At 66.5% G+C, this 15,239-nt stretch carries 18 protein-coding genes; 16 read left to right on the top strand and 2 right to left on the bottom strand.

The window, feature by feature from the left end:
* The first annotated feature begins 10 nt into the window (after positions 1-10).
* A complete protein-coding gene (locus ACWPN8_RS13610; RefSeq protein ID WP_492241116.1) occupies positions 11-2,230 on the top strand; it encodes an AAA family ATPase in 2,220 nt (739 codons plus the stop codon).
* A 451-nt stretch (positions 2,231-2,681) separates the two neighbouring features.
* On the top strand, positions 2,682-3,218 hold the full coding sequence (nusG, locus tag ACWPN8_RS13605) for a transcription termination/antitermination protein NusG (RefSeq protein ID WP_492241115.1): 537 nt from the start codon (positions 2,682-2,684) through the stop codon (positions 3,216-3,218).
* Positions 3,219-3,343: 125 nt separating this feature from the next.
* Here the strand turns inward: nusG and ACWPN8_RS13600 are convergent, their stop codons facing one another.
* Both ACWPN8_RS13600 and ACWPN8_RS13595 read right to left on the bottom strand, forming a co-directional pair.
* Entirely contained in the window at positions 3,344-3,535 is a 192-nt protein-coding gene (locus tag ACWPN8_RS13600; protein WP_492241114.1) for a helix-turn-helix domain-containing protein, read from the bottom strand.
* Between the two features lie 325 nt (positions 3,536-3,860).
* Entirely contained in the window at positions 3,861-4,073 is a 213-nt protein-coding gene (locus ACWPN8_RS13595; RefSeq protein ID WP_492241113.1) for a helix-turn-helix domain-containing protein, read from the bottom strand.
* Between the two features lie 320 nt (positions 4,074-4,393).
* Here ACWPN8_RS13595 and ACWPN8_RS13590 point away from each other — a divergent pair, with 320 nt between their 5' ends.
* From ACWPN8_RS13590 to ACWPN8_RS13525, 14 genes are all read left to right on the top strand, one after another.
* Positions 4,394-4,684, top strand: a complete 291-nt coding sequence (locus ACWPN8_RS13590) for a hypothetical protein (RefSeq protein ID WP_492241112.1) — start codon at positions 4,394-4,396, stop codon at positions 4,682-4,684.
* Positions 4,684-4,866 carry a hypothetical protein gene (locus ACWPN8_RS13585; protein ID WP_492241111.1) on the top strand — a complete coding sequence of 61 codons (183 nt, stop codon included), beginning with the start codon at positions 4,684-4,686 and terminating at the stop codon, positions 4,864-4,866. The genes ACWPN8_RS13590 and ACWPN8_RS13585 overlap by 1 nt, the downstream gene beginning before the upstream one ends.
* Positions 4,866-5,168, top strand: coding sequence for an HNH endonuclease (locus ACWPN8_RS13580; RefSeq protein WP_492241110.1), 303 nt, complete (start codon positions 4,866-4,868; stop codon positions 5,166-5,168). The genes ACWPN8_RS13585 and ACWPN8_RS13580 overlap by 1 nt, the downstream gene beginning before the upstream one ends.
* A gap of 96 nt (positions 5,169-5,264) precedes the next feature.
* Positions 5,265-5,768 (top strand): P27 family phage terminase small subunit, encoded by a 504-nt coding sequence (locus ACWPN8_RS13575; protein WP_492241109.1) that lies wholly within the window; start codon positions 5,265-5,267, stop codon positions 5,766-5,768.
* 92 nt (positions 5,769-5,860) lie between these two features.
* Positions 5,861-7,564 carry a terminase large subunit gene (locus ACWPN8_RS13570; protein WP_492241108.1) on the top strand — a complete coding sequence of 568 codons (1,704 nt, stop codon included), beginning with the start codon at positions 5,861-5,863 and terminating at the stop codon, positions 7,562-7,564.
* Positions 7,565-7,571: 7 nt separating this feature from the next.
* Complete coding sequence (locus tag ACWPN8_RS13565; protein WP_492241107.1) at positions 7,572-9,521, top strand: phage portal protein; 1,950 nt, start codon at positions 7,572-7,574, stop codon at positions 9,519-9,521.
* A gap of 201 nt (positions 9,522-9,722) precedes the next feature.
* The gene (locus ACWPN8_RS13560; RefSeq protein ID WP_492241106.1) at positions 9,723-10,880 is read left to right on the top strand and encodes an HK97 family phage prohead protease; all 1,158 of its coding nucleotides are present in this window, start codon (positions 9,723-9,725) and stop codon (positions 10,878-10,880) included.
* A gap of 83 nt (positions 10,881-10,963) precedes the next feature.
* Positions 10,964-12,319, top strand: coding sequence for a phage major capsid protein (locus ACWPN8_RS13555; protein WP_492241105.1), 1,356 nt, complete (start codon positions 10,964-10,966; stop codon positions 12,317-12,319).
* 22 nt (positions 12,320-12,341) lie between these two features.
* Positions 12,342-12,812, top strand: coding sequence for a hypothetical protein (locus ACWPN8_RS13550; RefSeq protein ID WP_492241104.1), 471 nt, complete (start codon positions 12,342-12,344; stop codon positions 12,810-12,812).
* Positions 12,813-12,867: 55 nt separating this feature from the next.
* Entirely contained in the window at positions 12,868-13,314 is a 447-nt protein-coding gene (locus ACWPN8_RS13545) for a hypothetical protein (RefSeq protein WP_492241103.1), read from the top strand.
* Between the two features lie 137 nt (positions 13,315-13,451).
* On the top strand, positions 13,452-14,114 hold the full coding sequence (locus ACWPN8_RS13540; RefSeq protein ID WP_492241102.1) for a hypothetical protein: 663 nt from the start codon (positions 13,452-13,454) through the stop codon (positions 14,112-14,114).
* 4 nt (positions 14,115-14,118) lie between these two features.
* Positions 14,119-14,460, top strand: coding sequence for a hypothetical protein (locus tag ACWPN8_RS13535; RefSeq protein ID WP_492241101.1), 342 nt, complete (start codon positions 14,119-14,121; stop codon positions 14,458-14,460).
* A 4-nt stretch (positions 14,461-14,464) separates the two neighbouring features.
* Complete coding sequence (locus tag ACWPN8_RS13530; RefSeq protein WP_492241100.1) at positions 14,465-14,923, top strand: hypothetical protein; 459 nt, start codon at positions 14,465-14,467, stop codon at positions 14,921-14,923.
* A 5-nt stretch (positions 14,924-14,928) separates the two neighbouring features.
* Positions 14,929-15,162, top strand: a complete 234-nt coding sequence (locus tag ACWPN8_RS13525; protein WP_492241099.1) for a hypothetical protein — start codon at positions 14,929-14,931, stop codon at positions 15,160-15,162.
* The last annotated feature ends 77 nt before the right edge of the window (positions 15,163-15,239 follow it).

The following is a 15,239-nucleotide window of genomic DNA, read 5'->3' as shown; positions in this document are numbered from 1 at the left end:
ACGGATTCTGGTGTCCGTCGTGCCGCCCGGCGCACCGCTGTCCGAGCGCACCAAGCTGCGCCTGGAAGACCGCGGCAAGGTGCCCGGCTTGCATGGGTGCCACGGCTGGTACGGCTTCGATTGGATGAAGCACACGGCGACCGCCGATGAGGTGCTGACCTGGGAAGGCCATGGCGCCAACCTGGGTCTTCGCGCTACCCGATTCCCGGCCATCGACATCGACGTCACGGACCGCGAGATCCGGGACTTCATCCAGGGGCTAGCTGATCGGCATCTCGGTCCCGCGCCCGCGCGCACCGGCCGGGCGCCTAAGCTGCTGCTGGTCTACAGGCTGGCTGAAGGCCAGACGCCGATGACCCGCCGCCGGCTATGGTTCAAGGGGCCGGACGGACGCGACCACCTTGTCGAGTTGCTGGGCCACGGCCAGCAGTATGTCGTCGAAGGGACGCACCCCGTCACGCGCAAGCCCTACAGCTGGGACGTCAGCCCGGCCGATCTGGGCGCGGACATCCTCGCCCCCATCACCCACGCGCAGATGGACACCTTCGCCGAGGAGCTGGAGACCCTGCTCGATTGCGTTGGCTGCACGGATCTGCGATGGGAAGGCTCGGGGGATGAGGTGACGGACCGGGCGGCCATCGTGCAGAACGACCTGCTGGCGCCCAGCCTCGACGCCCTGGCCGCCGCCGTCGCCACCATCCCGAACGACAACGATCGGTTCCCGAACCGCACGGACTATCTGCGCATGGGCTGCGCCATCAAGGCCGCCGGTGCCGATGACCCTGATCGGGCCATGGAGGTCTGGGAGGAGTGGGCCGGCCGCTGGGAAGGCAACGCGATCGTCGCCGGCAACGACCCGGTCGAAGTCGTCTCGGACTGGGAGCGCATGAAGCCGCCGTTCGAGGTCGGGTGGGGCTATGTGCGCGACGTCGCCCAGGACTGCGGATTCCCGGTCGCCGCCGGCGAGTTCGACGATCTGCCGGAAGAGCCGGACGCCGCCGGCGGCGAGGAGGTCAAGCGGTACGCCCCGATCCCGCGCACCCTGCCGGCCGGCTTCGCACCCGCCGCCATCCCACGCCGCCGGTGGGTGCTGGGCGCCCGGTTCCTGCGCGGTGCCGTGACCGGTGGCATCGGCGCGCCCGGTGTCTCCAAGTCGACCATGTCCATCCTGTCGGCGCTGGCCGTCATCACCGGCCGCAGCGACCTGACGGGCGAGACGGTACATGTCCGAGGCAACGCCTGGGTCCACAACAACGAAGACCCGCTGGACGAGTTGGAGCGGCGCATCGCTGGCGTGTGTCTGCGCCACGGCATCGAGTTCGATGAGGTCCGCCCGCATCTGTTCTACAGCAGCGGCGCCGATCAGCGCCTCGTTGTGGCGGGCAAGGACGCTTCCGGCACCGTCCGGCGGCATAAGGGAGCGGCGGAGATCGAGGCCTTCATCCGCGAGAACAAGATCGTGTTCTGGGCATGTGACCCGTTCGTCTCGACGCATGACGGCGTAGCCGAGAACGCCAACGAGGAAATCGAGAAGGTGGTGGGGGTGTTCCGCGAGATCGCCCAGGCCACGGACTGCGCCCTCGATCTGGTCCACCACGCCGTCAAGAACCACTCGGGCAACAGCGAGGCCCGCGCCGGCGACATGAACGCAGCGCGCGGTGCCAGCGCCTTCATCGGCGCGGTGCGCGTCGCATACACCCTGTCCGCCATGAGCCAGGACACCGCCGAAGAGCTGAACCTGCAGGACGACGAGGCCGCGCGCCTCGTGCGCCTGGACGCCGCCAAGGGCAACTATGCCCCGCGGTCCTGGGAGCCGCGCTGGTACAAGCTGGAGAGCCAGTCGCTCGGCAACGGCGAGGACTTGGCGGACGATGACCTGCTGACCGGGGCGGGCGGCCCGGACACCGTGGGCGTCCATGTGCTGTTCGACATCGGCGCAGCACGCCGGGCTGCCGAGGAGCGCCAGGAGGACAAGGCGGCCGAGAAGATCGCCCAGGACCGGGACGACATCGTCGCCGAAATGCCCGGTGACGCCTGCCTGCTGGCCGACCTGATCCCGAGCCTGTGCGCCCGCTGGGAGGTGAAGGACCGCATGGCGCGGGAGCGCATCACGGTGGCGCTACCCGCCGGGAAGGACATGGCGGCAGCTGGATGGATGGTCCGGGCGGACCGCGCAGGGCGGACGGATCGCTCGCCTATCGAGGTTCGCCGCTGGCGAGCAGGCGGGTAGCGCGCGGCATGCTGCACCTGCGTTGCACCGTTGCATTTAGCCCCCGACTGCAACGGTGCAACCCTTGGAAACCCTGGACGAAGTGTCATGTTGCAGTGCCGTTGCAGTCGATCTCACTGCAACGCCGAAAATCAGGGCTCAAAAGCCTAGGGTTTTCAAGGGTTGCACCGTTGCAGTGGGTTGCACCCCTAAAGGGGTGTTCCGCTCCGTTGCAACGCTCCACACCCAGGTCTTTAGGGCCTTCCCCAAACACCACAACCGGAGTGGCCGCGGTGAACAGCGCGGCCACGATGGACGGAGCGGGACACAGCGCAGAACAGGGGCCGGATGGAGGACAAATCGATAGGTGGTATGATTGACGGTTGTGTTACCACCACCTGTTGATTTCTGGTTTCAGGCGCGCTACGGTCTCCCCATCGTCCCGCCCTTTTTTGCCGCTGGAGCTTGACCCATGGGCCTTGATGTTCCGGACCTTCACGGCAAGCGCTGGCACGTCGCGGTGGTCAAGCCGCAGGTGCAGTATCGGGACATCGCTCGGAAGGCCCTTGAGGCGCGTGGCTATGCGGTCCTGTTGCCGATGTGCAGGGAGCTGGTCGCCGGCAAGGCCGTGGAGCGGCCGATGTACGGGAGGTATCTGTTCGTCGGGGTCGGACCGGATCAAGACGGCTGGAGCATCCGGTGGGCGCCCGGCATCCAGCACATGACCCTGGACGCCAAGCGCCGCCCCGTCACCGTGGGCATTCCCGTGCTGGCGGCCATCGGCGCGCGCATGCAGGCCGATGGCGGGGTGGTGGACCTCTGCCCGAAGCCCGTGGCGGTCGGATCCGGCTTCGCTCCAGGCCAACAGGTCCGGGTAGCAGAGGGGCTGTTCGACGGGATGAGCGGCCTGTTCGAGGCTGACGAGGGCGAGCGGTGCCGTGTGCTTCTGAGACTCTTTGACCGCGAGACGGTGGCGCACGTTCCTGCCCGCAAGCTGGTTGCCGCATAGTCCTTGACGGACGCAATCGATAGGCGTACACCGGTCCTCAAGTGGACCTGATTTCTCGGCCCACGGCGGATGCCGTGGCGGTTCAGGTTCAAGCGCCCGCCCGGTCTTTACCGCGGCGGGTTTCGTCATTCTGGTTCGCCGAAAGGAGCCAATCCGGCCTGGACCGCAGCACAGGCGAGAGCCACAGTCCGGCTGATCGGACGTTCATCGGCTTCCCAGAGTTGGACGCTCCGTTTGGTGACGCCGAGCGCATCAGCAGCTTCCTGCTGCGTCAGGTTCTGGCCCTTGCGCCACGTCTTGAACTCTTCGCCGTTCATGCTAACCTCTCGCTCCAGGAGGTGACGCGCTTCCGTCCATCTGGTAGGTGGAGCCGGTTTCCCGGCCCCACCCTTCGGCCCTTAGCCCTTCTCCCTGGTGTCCAGTTCAATCTCGGCGGTCAACCTGATCTTGAACCTGACTTTCGGGAAGAGGCCCTTCAGCCACTCCAGAATGTTCACTGCGCGTCACCTCCTTTCGGTTCGTCGTTCGGGACCATCCCGTCCGACAAGTTCAAGATAGGCGAACAGAGTTCGCCAGTCAACAGGAAAAGCGAACTCTGTTCGTTTTTCTTTGCCCGCCCGGCCCTCACCGAGGCGGGTTTTGTCATTCCGGCCCCTCGAAATCGGCAATGCCTTGGCACAGAGCGGCAAGGGCCAGCCTGACAGTCTTCGGGATCTCGACCGGTCGCCCGTCATCGCGCCGGGTGCCACGCTCGTACAACTCGACGGACGATTTGCTGATATCGAGCGCATCGGCCAAGCCCTGCTGGCTTAGCTTCAGATGCTTGCGGGTGCGTTGGAAGTCTTGCGGGGTCATGGGATCAGCCTTACATTTGGGGGGACACGGGGCTGAGCGTCACCTCAGCCCCGCGCTCCCGCCCTTAGCCCCTCAGGATGTCAAGCACCAGCTTGATGATCCCGAGGATCAGGGCCAGGAGTTTGAGGAGGCGTTCCAAGCGCTGCATCCTCTGTCTCCCAGTCGGCGGGGGGAGGCCTGTCCTCCCCCTACCGCGCCGACAAGAGAAGAATAGCGTACTGAGTACGCTAACGCAAGCAGAAAAAGCGTACTGAGTGCGCTTTTCTTCGCCCGCCCGGTCTTTGCCGCGGCGGGTTTCGTCGTTTCGGGGATCACCGCACATGGAAAACCTGCCGATCCCCGATGTCGGGGAAACCATCGTTCGTCTTGCCGGCCTGTCTCCGGCTGCCCAGGTCGCCGCCGTCATCATGATCGGCTTGATCGGGCTGGCCTGGATCATCACCCGCCGGCCGCAACCCGGTCCCGGCAACGAGACGTTCCAACTCGTCATCAACGCAATGAACGAGCAAGCCAAAGCCACGAACGCCCTGGCTGAACAGGTCGAGCGCATCGTGGAACAGAATGCCGACATCATCGCCCGGCTGTCGGTCAAGACGATGGAGCACGCTTGATGTTCGACGCACCGGCCGATCATCTCGCCCTCGCTGCCGTCCAGATCAACGCTGTCGCTGCCGCCTACGCTCGCGCCTCCGACATCGTCCGTCCGCTGATGCGCGACATCCCGGACGGTCACATCGCTGTCGGCGCCATGGACGGCTTTGTCGCGATCATCCCGAAGCTTAGGGAGGGCTGATGCCGTCCCGCCCGCCGGTCTTCCGCGCCCCCGGCTGGCAGCCTGCGCCGCGCAAGCGTCCGCAGGTCCAAAACGCCTACTACGGCTCGTCCGAATGGAAGCGGCTCCGTGCGGCTTGCCTCGCGCGAGACGGACACCGCTGCACCGATCCACACTGCGCCACGCCTGATCGCGGCGTCGGCGGGCGCCTGATCGCCGACCACATCACCCCCCGCCGCGAGGGTGGGCCCGATGCTCTGTCGAACCTGCGAACCCTTTGCCCTGCCTGCGATAATCGTCGGCACGGCAAGCGCGGTGGGTAGGGGGAGCCGATCCTTGGCAGGCCCGAGGGGGTCTACCGGTGGGTGGTAAAATTCCTGTGCGTGCAAAATGGAAACAAAAGGGTTCGGAGGCTGAAAATGGCAGGACGCCCCCCAAAGCCGACGCACCTGAAACTGGTCACCGGCACGGCGCAGAAGTGCCGCACCAACAAGCGGGAACCGAAGCCCGAGCGTTCGATCCCGTCGCCGCCGGCCCACCTGACCGACAAGGCCAAGACCACCTGGGGCGCCGTCTCGGTGCTCCTCGACAAGATGGGCGTGCTGACCGAAGCCGACGGCTTGGCGATGGTCGGGCTGTGCGAGGCATACGCCGATCTGCTGGCCGCGCGTGAGTCGCTGTCCCGCCCGCTGACGATAGAGTCGGAGGGCGGCAGCACGGTCTTCGCCGAGGGCGGCGAGCGGTATTACTGGACCATGGGCAAAAGCGGCCCGATGCGTCGCGCCCGCCCGGAGATCGCCGACATCGCCGATGCCGACCGCCGGTTCGCCGCGTGGCTGGCGAAGTTCGGCCTCACGCCGGCGGATCGGACCCGCGTGGCTGGTCAGCTGCCCGGTGACAGCAACCCGTTCGCGGACCTGTAATGCCCCGCGCGCCTCGTCAACACCAGCCGGGCGTCCGTCGGCCCCGTGGAGCGGCCGGCGGCAAGCCTCCCGGCCCGGTCGCACACCCGCATGTGGAACTGGCCGAGCGCTACATCGACGACGCGCTGTCCGGCGCGGTGTCAGCCTGCAAATGGGTAAAGCTGGCGTGCCAACGACACCGGAACGACCTGCGCGCCGACAACGCCGCGGACTGGCCGTATCGCTTCGATGCGGTGAAGGCCGAGAAGGCGTGCAAGTTCATCGAGTTGATGCCGCACACGAAGGGCAAGTGGGCGCGTCCGGATCCGCTGAACCCGAAGGGTCATCTGCTCCGCCTGGAGCCCTGGCAGTGCTTCATCGTCTGCATGGTCTTCGGATGGGTGCGCAAGGCCGACGGCTTCCGCCGGTTCCGGCTGGTTTACATCGAGGTGCCGCGCAAGAATGGCAAGTCTGCGCTGGTGGCGGCCATCGGTCTCTACATGCTGTGCGCCGACGGCGAACACGGGGCGGAGGTCTACTCGGGCGCCACAACCGAAAAACAGGCATGGGAGGTGTTCGGCCCGGCCCGACAGATGGCGAACGGCCGGCCCGACCTGAAGCGGCATTTCGGGGTGGAGGTGAACGCTTCGAACATCTCGATCCTGGGGAACAGCAGCAAGTTCGAGCCCGTCATCGGCAAGCCCGGCGACGGCGCTTCACCGTCCTGTTCCATCACGGACGAATATCACGAGCACGCGACCAGCGATCAGTTCGACACCATGGTGACGGGCATGGGCGCTCGCGAGCAACCGCTGGCGATCGTCATCACCACGGCAGGCGATAACATCGCCGGCCCCTGCTACGACATGCGCGACGTCGTGCGGAAGGTGCTGGAAAAGGTTGCGAACGACGACGAGCTGTTCGGGATCATCTACACCGTCGACGATGCCGACGACTGGACCACAGCCGAGGCGCTACGCAAGGCCAACCCCAACATGGGGGTTTCGGTCAGCGAGGAATTCCTCCTCGCCCGGCAGCGCGAGGCGATCAACAACCCCCGCAACCGCGGGCGCTTCCTGACGAAGCACCTAAACAAGTGGGTGAACGCCCGGTCAGCCTACTTCGATATGGCCGCCTGGGACCGGTGCGAGGTGCCTGGGCTGAAGCTGGCGGACTTCGTCGGCCGCCGGGTGGCGCTGGGGCTGGACCTGTCCAGCAAGGTCGATATAGCAGCGCTGGAGGTGCTGGTCCTGCCGGAGAGCGACGACGAGCCATACCGCCTCTTCACATTCCACTACCTGCCAGAGGACACCGTCCTCCTGCCGGAGAACGAGCACTATCAGGCGTGGGATGCGGAAGGGTGGCTGATCGTTACCGGCGGCAATATCATCGACTATGGCGTCATTGAGGAGGACATCCTCGACATCTGCGCGCGGTTCCAGGTGGAAAACATCGCCTACGATCCGCACCAAGCCACGATGCTGGTAACCCGGCTCCAGGCCAGGAAAGCGCCGGTGACTGAGTACCGGCCACTGGTGCTGAATTTCTCCGAGCCGATGAAGGAACTCGACGCCCTGATTCGTGGCGGGAAGCTGCAGCATGCCGGTGACCCGGGCATGAAGTGGATGATGTCCAACGTCGTGGCCCGGCCCGACAAGAAGGACAACGTCTATCCGACCAAGGAAAAGGACGCGAAGAAGATCGATGGGCCGGTGGCCCTGATCTCCGCGCTCGGCGTTTCGATGACGCCCGCCGATGACGACGGGCCGTCTGTCTACCACTCCACGGAACGCTCTGGCGGCTTTCTGACGATTTGAGGTGCCCATGGGCAAGCGAAAGCGGGACCGGCAACAGAGCGTTGCCGTGCAGAAGGAGCTTGGCTCATCGCAGAACCCTTCCGACCTTTTTGTGTCGCTGATGGGCGGGGCGCCCGCGGCTTCCGGCGTCCGGGTTTCCGACATGGCGGCGATGCGCGTCTCCGCGGTCTATTCCTGCGTCCGGGTGATCGCGGAGGATGGGGCGAAGTTGAAGCCGCAGGTCTGGCGGGAGAAGCCGGACGGCTCGCGGGAGCCGGCAACCGACCACCCGCTCCACGCGATCCTGCGGCGCCCCAACCGGCACATGACCCCGGTCAGCCTGTTGCTCGCGCTGTTCTCGGCCTGGGGGTTCCGGGGCAACTCCATCGCCGTGATCCTGCGGGACCGGTTCGGAAACGCAACCGGGCTGTGGCCGGTGCATCCGGGCAGCGTCACGATATACGAGGCGATGGACGGACGCCTGTTCTACGCCATCTCCCGGCGGACGACGCTGGAGAACGCCATGCTCCGCAACGTCCCGCTGATGGTGCCGGATTACGACATCTTCCATGTCCGCGGGATGACGTTCGACGGCGTCGTCGGCCTGTCGCCCCTGGCGCAGCTTCGCGAGTTCATCGGCATTGCCATCGCGGGCGAGGAGCTGTCGGCTAAGCTGATGGCGAACGGTGCCCAGCCAAGCGGCGTCCTGAAGCACCCGAAGGTGCTCACGAAGGATGTGGCCGACCGGCTGAGCGCAAGCTGGAACGGCCGGCACGGCGGACCCGGCAACGCCGGCAAGACGGTGGTGCTCGAGGAGGGGATGGAGTTCGACCAGCTGGGCATGACCTCGGTTGACGCGCAGTTCCTGGAGCAGCGCAAGCTGACGATCGAGGAGATCGCCCGCGGCTTCCGCGTTCCGCTGCACATGATCGGCATGCTGGATCGGATGACGAACAACAACGTCGAGGCGCTGACCCGCGCCTACTACGATCAGACCCTCATGCCGATGCTGGAGGCGTTTGAGGCCGAGTTCGCGCGGGCCTTCAACCTGCCGGACGGCGTCTACGTCGAGTTCGATGTCCGCCGCCTGCTGCGCGCCGACTTCAAGACCCGCCAGGAAGGCATGCGGACCATGTTCCAGTCCGGCGCCCTGATGCCGAACGAGTGGCGCATCGAGGAGGGTTACAACCCCACCCCGGCCGGCCGCGTCTTCGCTCGCCCGCTGAACACCGCCTACGTGGACGAGCACGGCGTCGTCGTCTCCATCACCCCGCCCGGGGGGAGCAGCGACGGAGGTCAGACCAAACATAAGAATGACGACGATTCGGGCGCTCTGGAGGTGGCGCGCGCCCCTTTTGACCGAAAAGTTATAGGGAAGTTGAGACTGAAGCGGGTCTACGTCCGCGACAGCAAAGGGCGTTTTTCCCGTGTCCCACACGCTTCGGATAACCGGATCGCTGCTTGGGTGCTTGCCCTTGCCGGCCGACGAAACCGCGGGCAAAAGCTCCGCTTTCGCCAGACGCTGAGGAAAGTCGGCGAGATATCCTCAGCGGTGTCCGAGGCAGCAAAAGCTCACGGTATCAAGCTGAATGGCCGCAGCCTGCACGTCAGCGCGAAGGATATCGATCATATGCTGTCGCTACACCGCGATAAGGATCGGAACCGGGTACCGGCCTCAGTCATTGCCACTCTGCCGGCTATTATGCGCTCTCCAAAAGCCGTCCTGGCGCAGATTGTCGGGAACGATATAGGCGGACGTCCAATCTATGCCAACGGACTGGTTTATGTGGCGGATGTGCCCGGAGACACACGGCTGGCCAGGATCTGGGTTCCATTCGACAATCCCATAACCATGCCTGCCCGGTCCGGGCAGAAGCGACAGAAGATCGTCGCGCCGGGACCGCACAGCGCGACGCTGACCGATGCGCATCATCTGCGGAATAAAGAGAAATTCAGGGTTCTGACGGGAAGTCTTTGAGACCGCTCGGAGGGGCGCACGTCCCTCATACCGAGACCCCTGCAAGCAAGCTTTCAGGAGACGCGTGCCGGCCACGGCGATTTCCGGTCGTCGAGCGGTCTCAAGAAAAATTATAGGGGCTTTCGCCAGCCTGCACAAGTCGCCGGACAGCGCTTTCGTGTGCGCTCGGACTACGGCACGTTTGCTACACGAGGAACTGAAATGAACATCCAGCGCAAAACACAGAGCGGTGTTGCCACCACTCTGTCCGACCTGCGGCAAGTCCGCGTCATCTGTTCGGCCCCCGACGTGGACCGCGCCGGCGACATGGTGGTTCAGTCCGGCATCGACCTCGTCGCCTATCGCTCCAACCCGGTGGTGCTGTGGCAGCACGACCCGGACCGGCCGATTGCCCACTGCGCCGAGATCGGCGTCACCGACGGCAAGCTGACTGCCCTGGTCCAGTTCCCGCCGGCCGGCGAGGACGAGCTTGCCGATCTGATTTACAACCGTGTGAAGAACAAGGTTGTCAATGCCGTGTCCATCGGCTTCATGGGCAAGAACCTGTCGGCGCTGGACCCGGCCAACCCCCCGCGGTTCGACACCAACGGCTGCAACCTGGGCGGCGGGGTCAAATACGAGACCTGCGAACTGGCGGAGCTATCCTTCGTGTCTGTCCCGGCAGTCCGCGGCGCCCTGGTGGTGGAGCGGTCTGGCACGGTATCGATCGATGCCGCTGAACTGGCGAAGCTGCGCGCCGCCGCCGCCGTGCCGCAGAAGCTGGCAAGCGAATTCCGCACCATCGCCAAGACGGCGCAGAAGGGGGTGAAGGGGCAAATCCTCCGCCTCGCCAACATGGCGGAGAGGTCGGTGGAGGGGGCTGTAGCCAAGGCCGCGCCGCCGCTGACCGCCAAGGGGTTGTGGCACATCGGCCATCTCGCCAGCACCCTCTCTGACCTCAACTGGATCCAGGGTAGCTCCGCCGCCGAGGCGGATTGGGAAGGTGACGACAGCGCCGTTCCCGGCATGCTGGCCGACGCGATGCGCCAGCTGGGCGCCGTGCTGATCGCCATGACCCAGGAAGAGGTCGGGGAATTGCTGGCCGAGCTGGGCGAGCAGGAAGGCGACGACATCGCCAAGGATGCTCCGGCGCTGACCGTGAAGGACATCATCGGTGCCCTGCACGGCAAGGCCATTCCCAGCCTCACCGTCAAAGCCGGGCGCGTGCTGTCCAGCACCAACGAGGCCAGCCTGACCCAGGCCCGCGACTTGATCGACGGCGTGATCCAGCAGGTCGCGACCGAGGACGACGATCTGGAGACCAGAGCGGCCGACCTCCGGATGCTGGAACTGAAGACCCTCGAACTCACCCTCGCCTAACCGCAGGGGAACCCAATCCGCTTTCCTGGCGGATGACCGGCCGGCCGCACCTCGCGCCCGGCCTCTTTTGCGTGGAGCATTTCATGAAGACGATCCCCGAAATCCGCCAGGCACTCGCCGCGGCGGTTGGTACCGCCAAGACCGCGTCCGCCGCGATCACCACGGCCAAGAGTGCGCTCCGCACGGCCGACGCCGCCGGCAAGGAGACTGCGACCAAGGCCGTGATCGACGCCGAGAAGGCGTACACGGACGCCCATCAGGTCGCGAAGGAACTGGGCGAGGAACTGGAGCGCGCGGTGGCGATGGAAACCATGGCGGCCGGCGGCGCCACGCCGCGTAGCGCTCCGGAGGGCACCTTCGCCCCGCTGCCGGCCACCGTGAAGGGCAGCGAGGAGGTGGTCAAGATGGCGCCGATCCGCCGCATGCTCGCCGACATCATGGTCCGCCACACGGGCGGCGAGCTGAATGCGGAGAAGTGGCTCGGGCAGGCCTATGGCGAGGACACCGTCGCCGTCATCCAGCGCTCGATGAACCTCAGCAACTATGCGGCCGGCGGCGCGCTGTCCCTCCCGGACTTTGCCTCGGTGATCATCGGTGGCCTGGACAACATGACGGTGGTGCGCCGCATGTCGCCCCAGGTCCTGAACGTGCCGGGCACCATGATCCTGCCCAAGGAGACGCAGGCGCCGAACGGTTCGTGGACCGGTGAAAACACCGCGCCGACGCCGGGCGAGTTCAAGTTCGGCGACATCCGCCTCGACCCCAAGCGCCTTGCCATCGAGGCGGTCATCTCCCGCCGGTTGCTGGATCAGGCACGCAACGGCGGCGCGGCGGTGCGCAACCTCGAAAGCTATGTCGTTCGCCGGTTGCAGGAGCGCACGGCGGTCAATGAGGACTCCGGCTTCCTCCGTGGCGGCGGGACCGAGCATGTGCCGCTCGGCCTGCGCTCGCAGATCGCCGCCGGAAATGTGTTCGCCAGCAGCGGAGCCGACTCGGCCTCCATCGAGGCGGACCTGCGCAAGGCGGTGACGAAGCCGAAGGAGGCGAACATCATCGTCACCAGCGGCTATTGGGTGATGGCGCCGCGCACCGTGGCGAAGCTGGCCGACCTGCGCGACCCGAACGGGAACAAGATCTACCCGAGCATCGACGTCAACAACACCCTGCTGCGCAATCCGATCATGGAGACCAATCAGGTTCCCGTGAACCTGGGCGGGGCCAACACGGAGATCCTGTTCTTCAACGGCCCGAGCATCATCGTTGCCAATGGCTCGGACGCTGAGGTCCGCGTGTCGCTGGAGGGCGGCTACATCGGCGCGGACGGGAAGAGCTACTTCCTGACTCAGACCAACGAAATCCTCATCCACATGGAGCTGTACGCCGACTGCAAGCTGGAGCGGCCGGAAGCCGGCTCCTGCATCACCGGCGTCAGCTACTAACCCGAGCGGGAGGCATATCACCATGCACGCATCCATGCAGAATGCGGCGGCGCTGATCGCCGCCCGCCACGGCGTTGCCGGCGTCGACGTGACGGCCGGTGGAGCCGGCGACAACATCGAGGTCAACTGCGCCTGGGTCGACCGCCGCGGCTTCGCGTCGCTCAAGGCCGTGGTGACCTACACCGCCACGCTGGCCGCCGCCGCGACGCTGACCTTCGCCGCCAACCTTCAGGACGCCAGCGACAGCAGCGGCACCGGTGCGGACGATTACGGCCCGGCGCTGCCGGCCACCGTGGTTGGCACCGGGCCGGGCGGCAGCGGAACCGTGACCGGTGTGGTGGAGCTGGACTTCGACCTGAGCGGCACGGGCCGGTATGTCCGGCTTCAGGTGACGCCGAACCTGTCGGCGGCCAACACGGACGTCTGCGAGTTCGGGGTGACCTACATCCTGGCCGGCGCCACCGAGAACCCGGTCAGCGGCACGCTGGTCTGATCCGGTCCCCAACCAGAACCAGAAGGGGCGGGGTCGAAAGGCCCCGCCATGCACCATGCTCGTGCGCTTCCTGAAGAACCACACCCCCTATCTCGCAGGGGAAACCGCCTCATTTCCCGCCGCTCAAGCGGCCTCATTCATCGCCAAGCGCGTGGCTGTGGCGGCCACCTCCACCCCGCTCGACAGCGCCGAGGACGGGCCGCCCACCCTGGGGGAGCAGCTGGATAGCCTGCTGGCCGGCTTCCGGCAGCGCGGCATCGATGTCGATCCGACCACGCCGATTGGCGATCTCGTGTTCCACGCCGAGAGCATCCTGGCGGCCGACCGGAGCGCCGCCGACGCCGGGGTGGCGATCGGCCCGGCGCCCGGCGGCGAGGACGCGGCCTCCGGTATCGCCCCCGCCGGCGATAAGCCCGCCGCTGAGGCGAAGCCCGAACCCGAGGTGACTGAAGGTCAGCGGCGCACCGTGACCCCTCCCCGCGTCGCCAAGAGCGCCCAGTGATGGCGAGCGCACCGGAGCGGGACGAAGTCGCGAAGCCGGCGCCCGTCGAACAGCCCCAGCGCATCACGCGCGATCTGCGACCGGCGAAGCCGGCGGCAACGTCGCGGGGCGTTCCTTACACCACCAAGGGGTGATCTATGCCGACCATCGTCGTCACCTCCCCCGCAACCGACCGTCGGCTGTGCGCTCTTGACGCCCTCAAGGCGGAACTCGGCATCGATGCCGGCGACACCCTGTCCGACGCTTGGCTGGAGGCGGAAGCCCTGTCCGCGTCCGACCGGGTTGCGGAGGCATGCCGGATCGCTGGCGACGATGCCGGCGATGCTCCGGCCACCTTTGTGGCGGAGGTGGCGGTTGTCACCTTCGGCGCTGACGAAACCCCGAACGGGAACGTGCTGGAGCTTCCCTGGCGCTACCCGGCCCGCGTGACCGCCGTCGCCATCGGCGGGGAGGCCCTGGACAGCGCTTTCTATCGAGGGCAGCCGAAATCCGGGCTGCTGTCGCGGCTGGTCTCGGGCGGCCGGGCTGGCTGCTGGGAGCGCGAAGAGATTGCCGTCACCATCGTGTCGGGCTGGGCGGTCGATAAGATGCCAACGGTCCTGCAGGATGCCGTGAAGCGGCTGGTGCGGCTGCGCTGGGAGGCCAAGGGCCGGGATATCACGGTGAAGGCCGAAGAGACCGACGGCGTCGGGCGTACGGAATATTGGGTCGGCAGCATGGCGGCCTCCGGTTCGGCCCTGCCGGTTGATGTGCTCGACTCGCTCTATGCGGCCGGCTTTGTCGATGTCGCCGGGGGGTGAGGCCATGGCCCGCTCCCGCGAAGCCCGCATGATCGGCAAGCGTGGCAAGCCGGTTGTGCTGCGCCGCCTGCAACCCGCCTTCACCGAAGTGATCCTCCAGGCGTTCTGGCGGGAGACCGGCAATGACCCCCTGAACGGCAGCGCCGCGCAACGGACCTTCTCGGTCATCATCGCGGCCGACGCCCTGGCGGAAACCGCCTTCCCGGCCGGCGGGCCGCAGAAGGGCGATTTGGTCATCATCAAGCCGACCATCGCGAACGGCGCCTGGACCGGCGGCGGTCAGACGTTGACGGTTTCCACCCCCGGCGAGCGCATCGGCGGCTGGTGGATGGAAGCGAAGGGTTGACCCCATGGCGACGATCCAAGCCTTCAACGCGATCCGCGCTTTCATCCAGGCCAATTGGCCGGACGTCGCGCCGCACGACTGCCCCCTGGAATGGGACAACGAGCCGATCACGCCGCCGCAGCCCTACGGCTCGATAGACCCCAGCACCAATAGGCCGGTGGTCAACGCCTGGGGCCGGGTGCTGATCGACGGCGACCTGTGGGGGCAGGCCAGCATCGGTACTGGCAGCCCGGACACCGATCGGTGGGAGGAAACCGGCTCGCTGATGCTGTTCGTCTTCGTGCCGGTCGGCACCGGCTCCGAGCTGACCCGCGAGTTGCTGACCGCCTTCGCCGAAATGTGCCGCGGGCAGGACATCGGCACCGTCGAGTTTCAGGACATCCGTTTCGACCCCATCGGCGCCAAGGACGACACCGGCAACTGGTGGGGCATGCACATCGTCATCGACTGGAAGAGAGGATAGCCATCATGGCTGAGACCACCCCCACCCCCATCGTCGCCAAGTCCTTCACCACCCTCAGCCGCCGATTCGCCGCCGGCCAGCCGGTCACCGAGGCCGACATCGACGGCCAGCTGACCTTTGCCGATTGGGTCCGCCTCGGCCACATCGCCATGCCCGCCGCCGCGGAGTCGGAGCCCAGCGCCGCGAAGAAGGGCGGTAAGGCGCCCGCTGGCGACGCGACCGAGCCGCCCGCCGCCTGATCCACCTCCCCCCACCCCTGACGATCACCACGCCGCCGGCACCGCCCGAGCGGCTTTTTTCATGCCCGGCTGAAAGG

This window comes from Azospirillum sp. UENF 112521, assembly GCF_058780665.1.
The sequence above is the reverse complement of the archived record's forward strand: the minus strand, read 5'-3'. Positions and strand labels throughout refer to the sequence as shown.

Coding starts and splice junctions, on each gene's coding strand:
- nusG (WP_492241115.1), top strand. CDS start 2,682: ATGGGCCTTGATGTTCCGGACCTTCACGGCAAGCGCTGGCACGTCGCG.
- ACWPN8_RS13600 (WP_492241114.1), bottom strand. CDS start 3,535: ATGAACGGCGAAGAGTTCAAGACGTGGCGCAAGGGCCAGAACCTGACG.
- ACWPN8_RS13595 (WP_492241113.1), bottom strand. CDS start 4,073: ATGACCCCGCAAGACTTCCAACGCACCCGCAAGCATCTGAAGCTAAGC.
- ACWPN8_RS13590 (WP_492241112.1), top strand. CDS start 4,394: ATGGAAAACCTGCCGATCCCCGATGTCGGGGAAACCATCGTTCGTCTT.
- ACWPN8_RS13585 (WP_492241111.1), top strand. CDS start 4,684: ATGTTCGACGCACCGGCCGATCATCTCGCCCTCGCTGCCGTCCAGATC.
- ACWPN8_RS13580 (WP_492241110.1), top strand. CDS start 4,866: ATGCCGTCCCGCCCGCCGGTCTTCCGCGCCCCCGGCTGGCAGCCTGCG.
- ACWPN8_RS13575 (WP_492241109.1), top strand. CDS start 5,265: ATGGCAGGACGCCCCCCAAAGCCGACGCACCTGAAACTGGTCACCGGC.
- ACWPN8_RS13565 (WP_492241107.1), top strand. CDS start 7,572: ATGGGCAAGCGAAAGCGGGACCGGCAACAGAGCGTTGCCGTGCAGAAG.
- ACWPN8_RS13560 (WP_492241106.1), top strand. CDS start 9,723: ATGAACATCCAGCGCAAAACACAGAGCGGTGTTGCCACCACTCTGTCC.
- ACWPN8_RS13555 (WP_492241105.1), top strand. CDS start 10,964: ATGAAGACGATCCCCGAAATCCGCCAGGCACTCGCCGCGGCGGTTGGT.
- ACWPN8_RS13550 (WP_492241104.1), top strand. CDS start 12,342: ATGCACGCATCCATGCAGAATGCGGCGGCGCTGATCGCCGCCCGCCAC.
- ACWPN8_RS13545 (WP_492241103.1), top strand. CDS start 12,868: ATGCTCGTGCGCTTCCTGAAGAACCACACCCCCTATCTCGCAGGGGAA.
- ACWPN8_RS13540 (WP_492241102.1), top strand. CDS start 13,452: ATGCCGACCATCGTCGTCACCTCCCCCGCAACCGACCGTCGGCTGTGC.
- ACWPN8_RS13535 (WP_492241101.1), top strand. CDS start 14,119: ATGGCCCGCTCCCGCGAAGCCCGCATGATCGGCAAGCGTGGCAAGCCG.
- ACWPN8_RS13530 (WP_492241100.1), top strand. CDS start 14,465: ATGGCGACGATCCAAGCCTTCAACGCGATCCGCGCTTTCATCCAGGCC.
- ACWPN8_RS13525 (WP_492241099.1), top strand. CDS start 14,929: ATGGCTGAGACCACCCCCACCCCCATCGTCGCCAAGTCCTTCACCACC.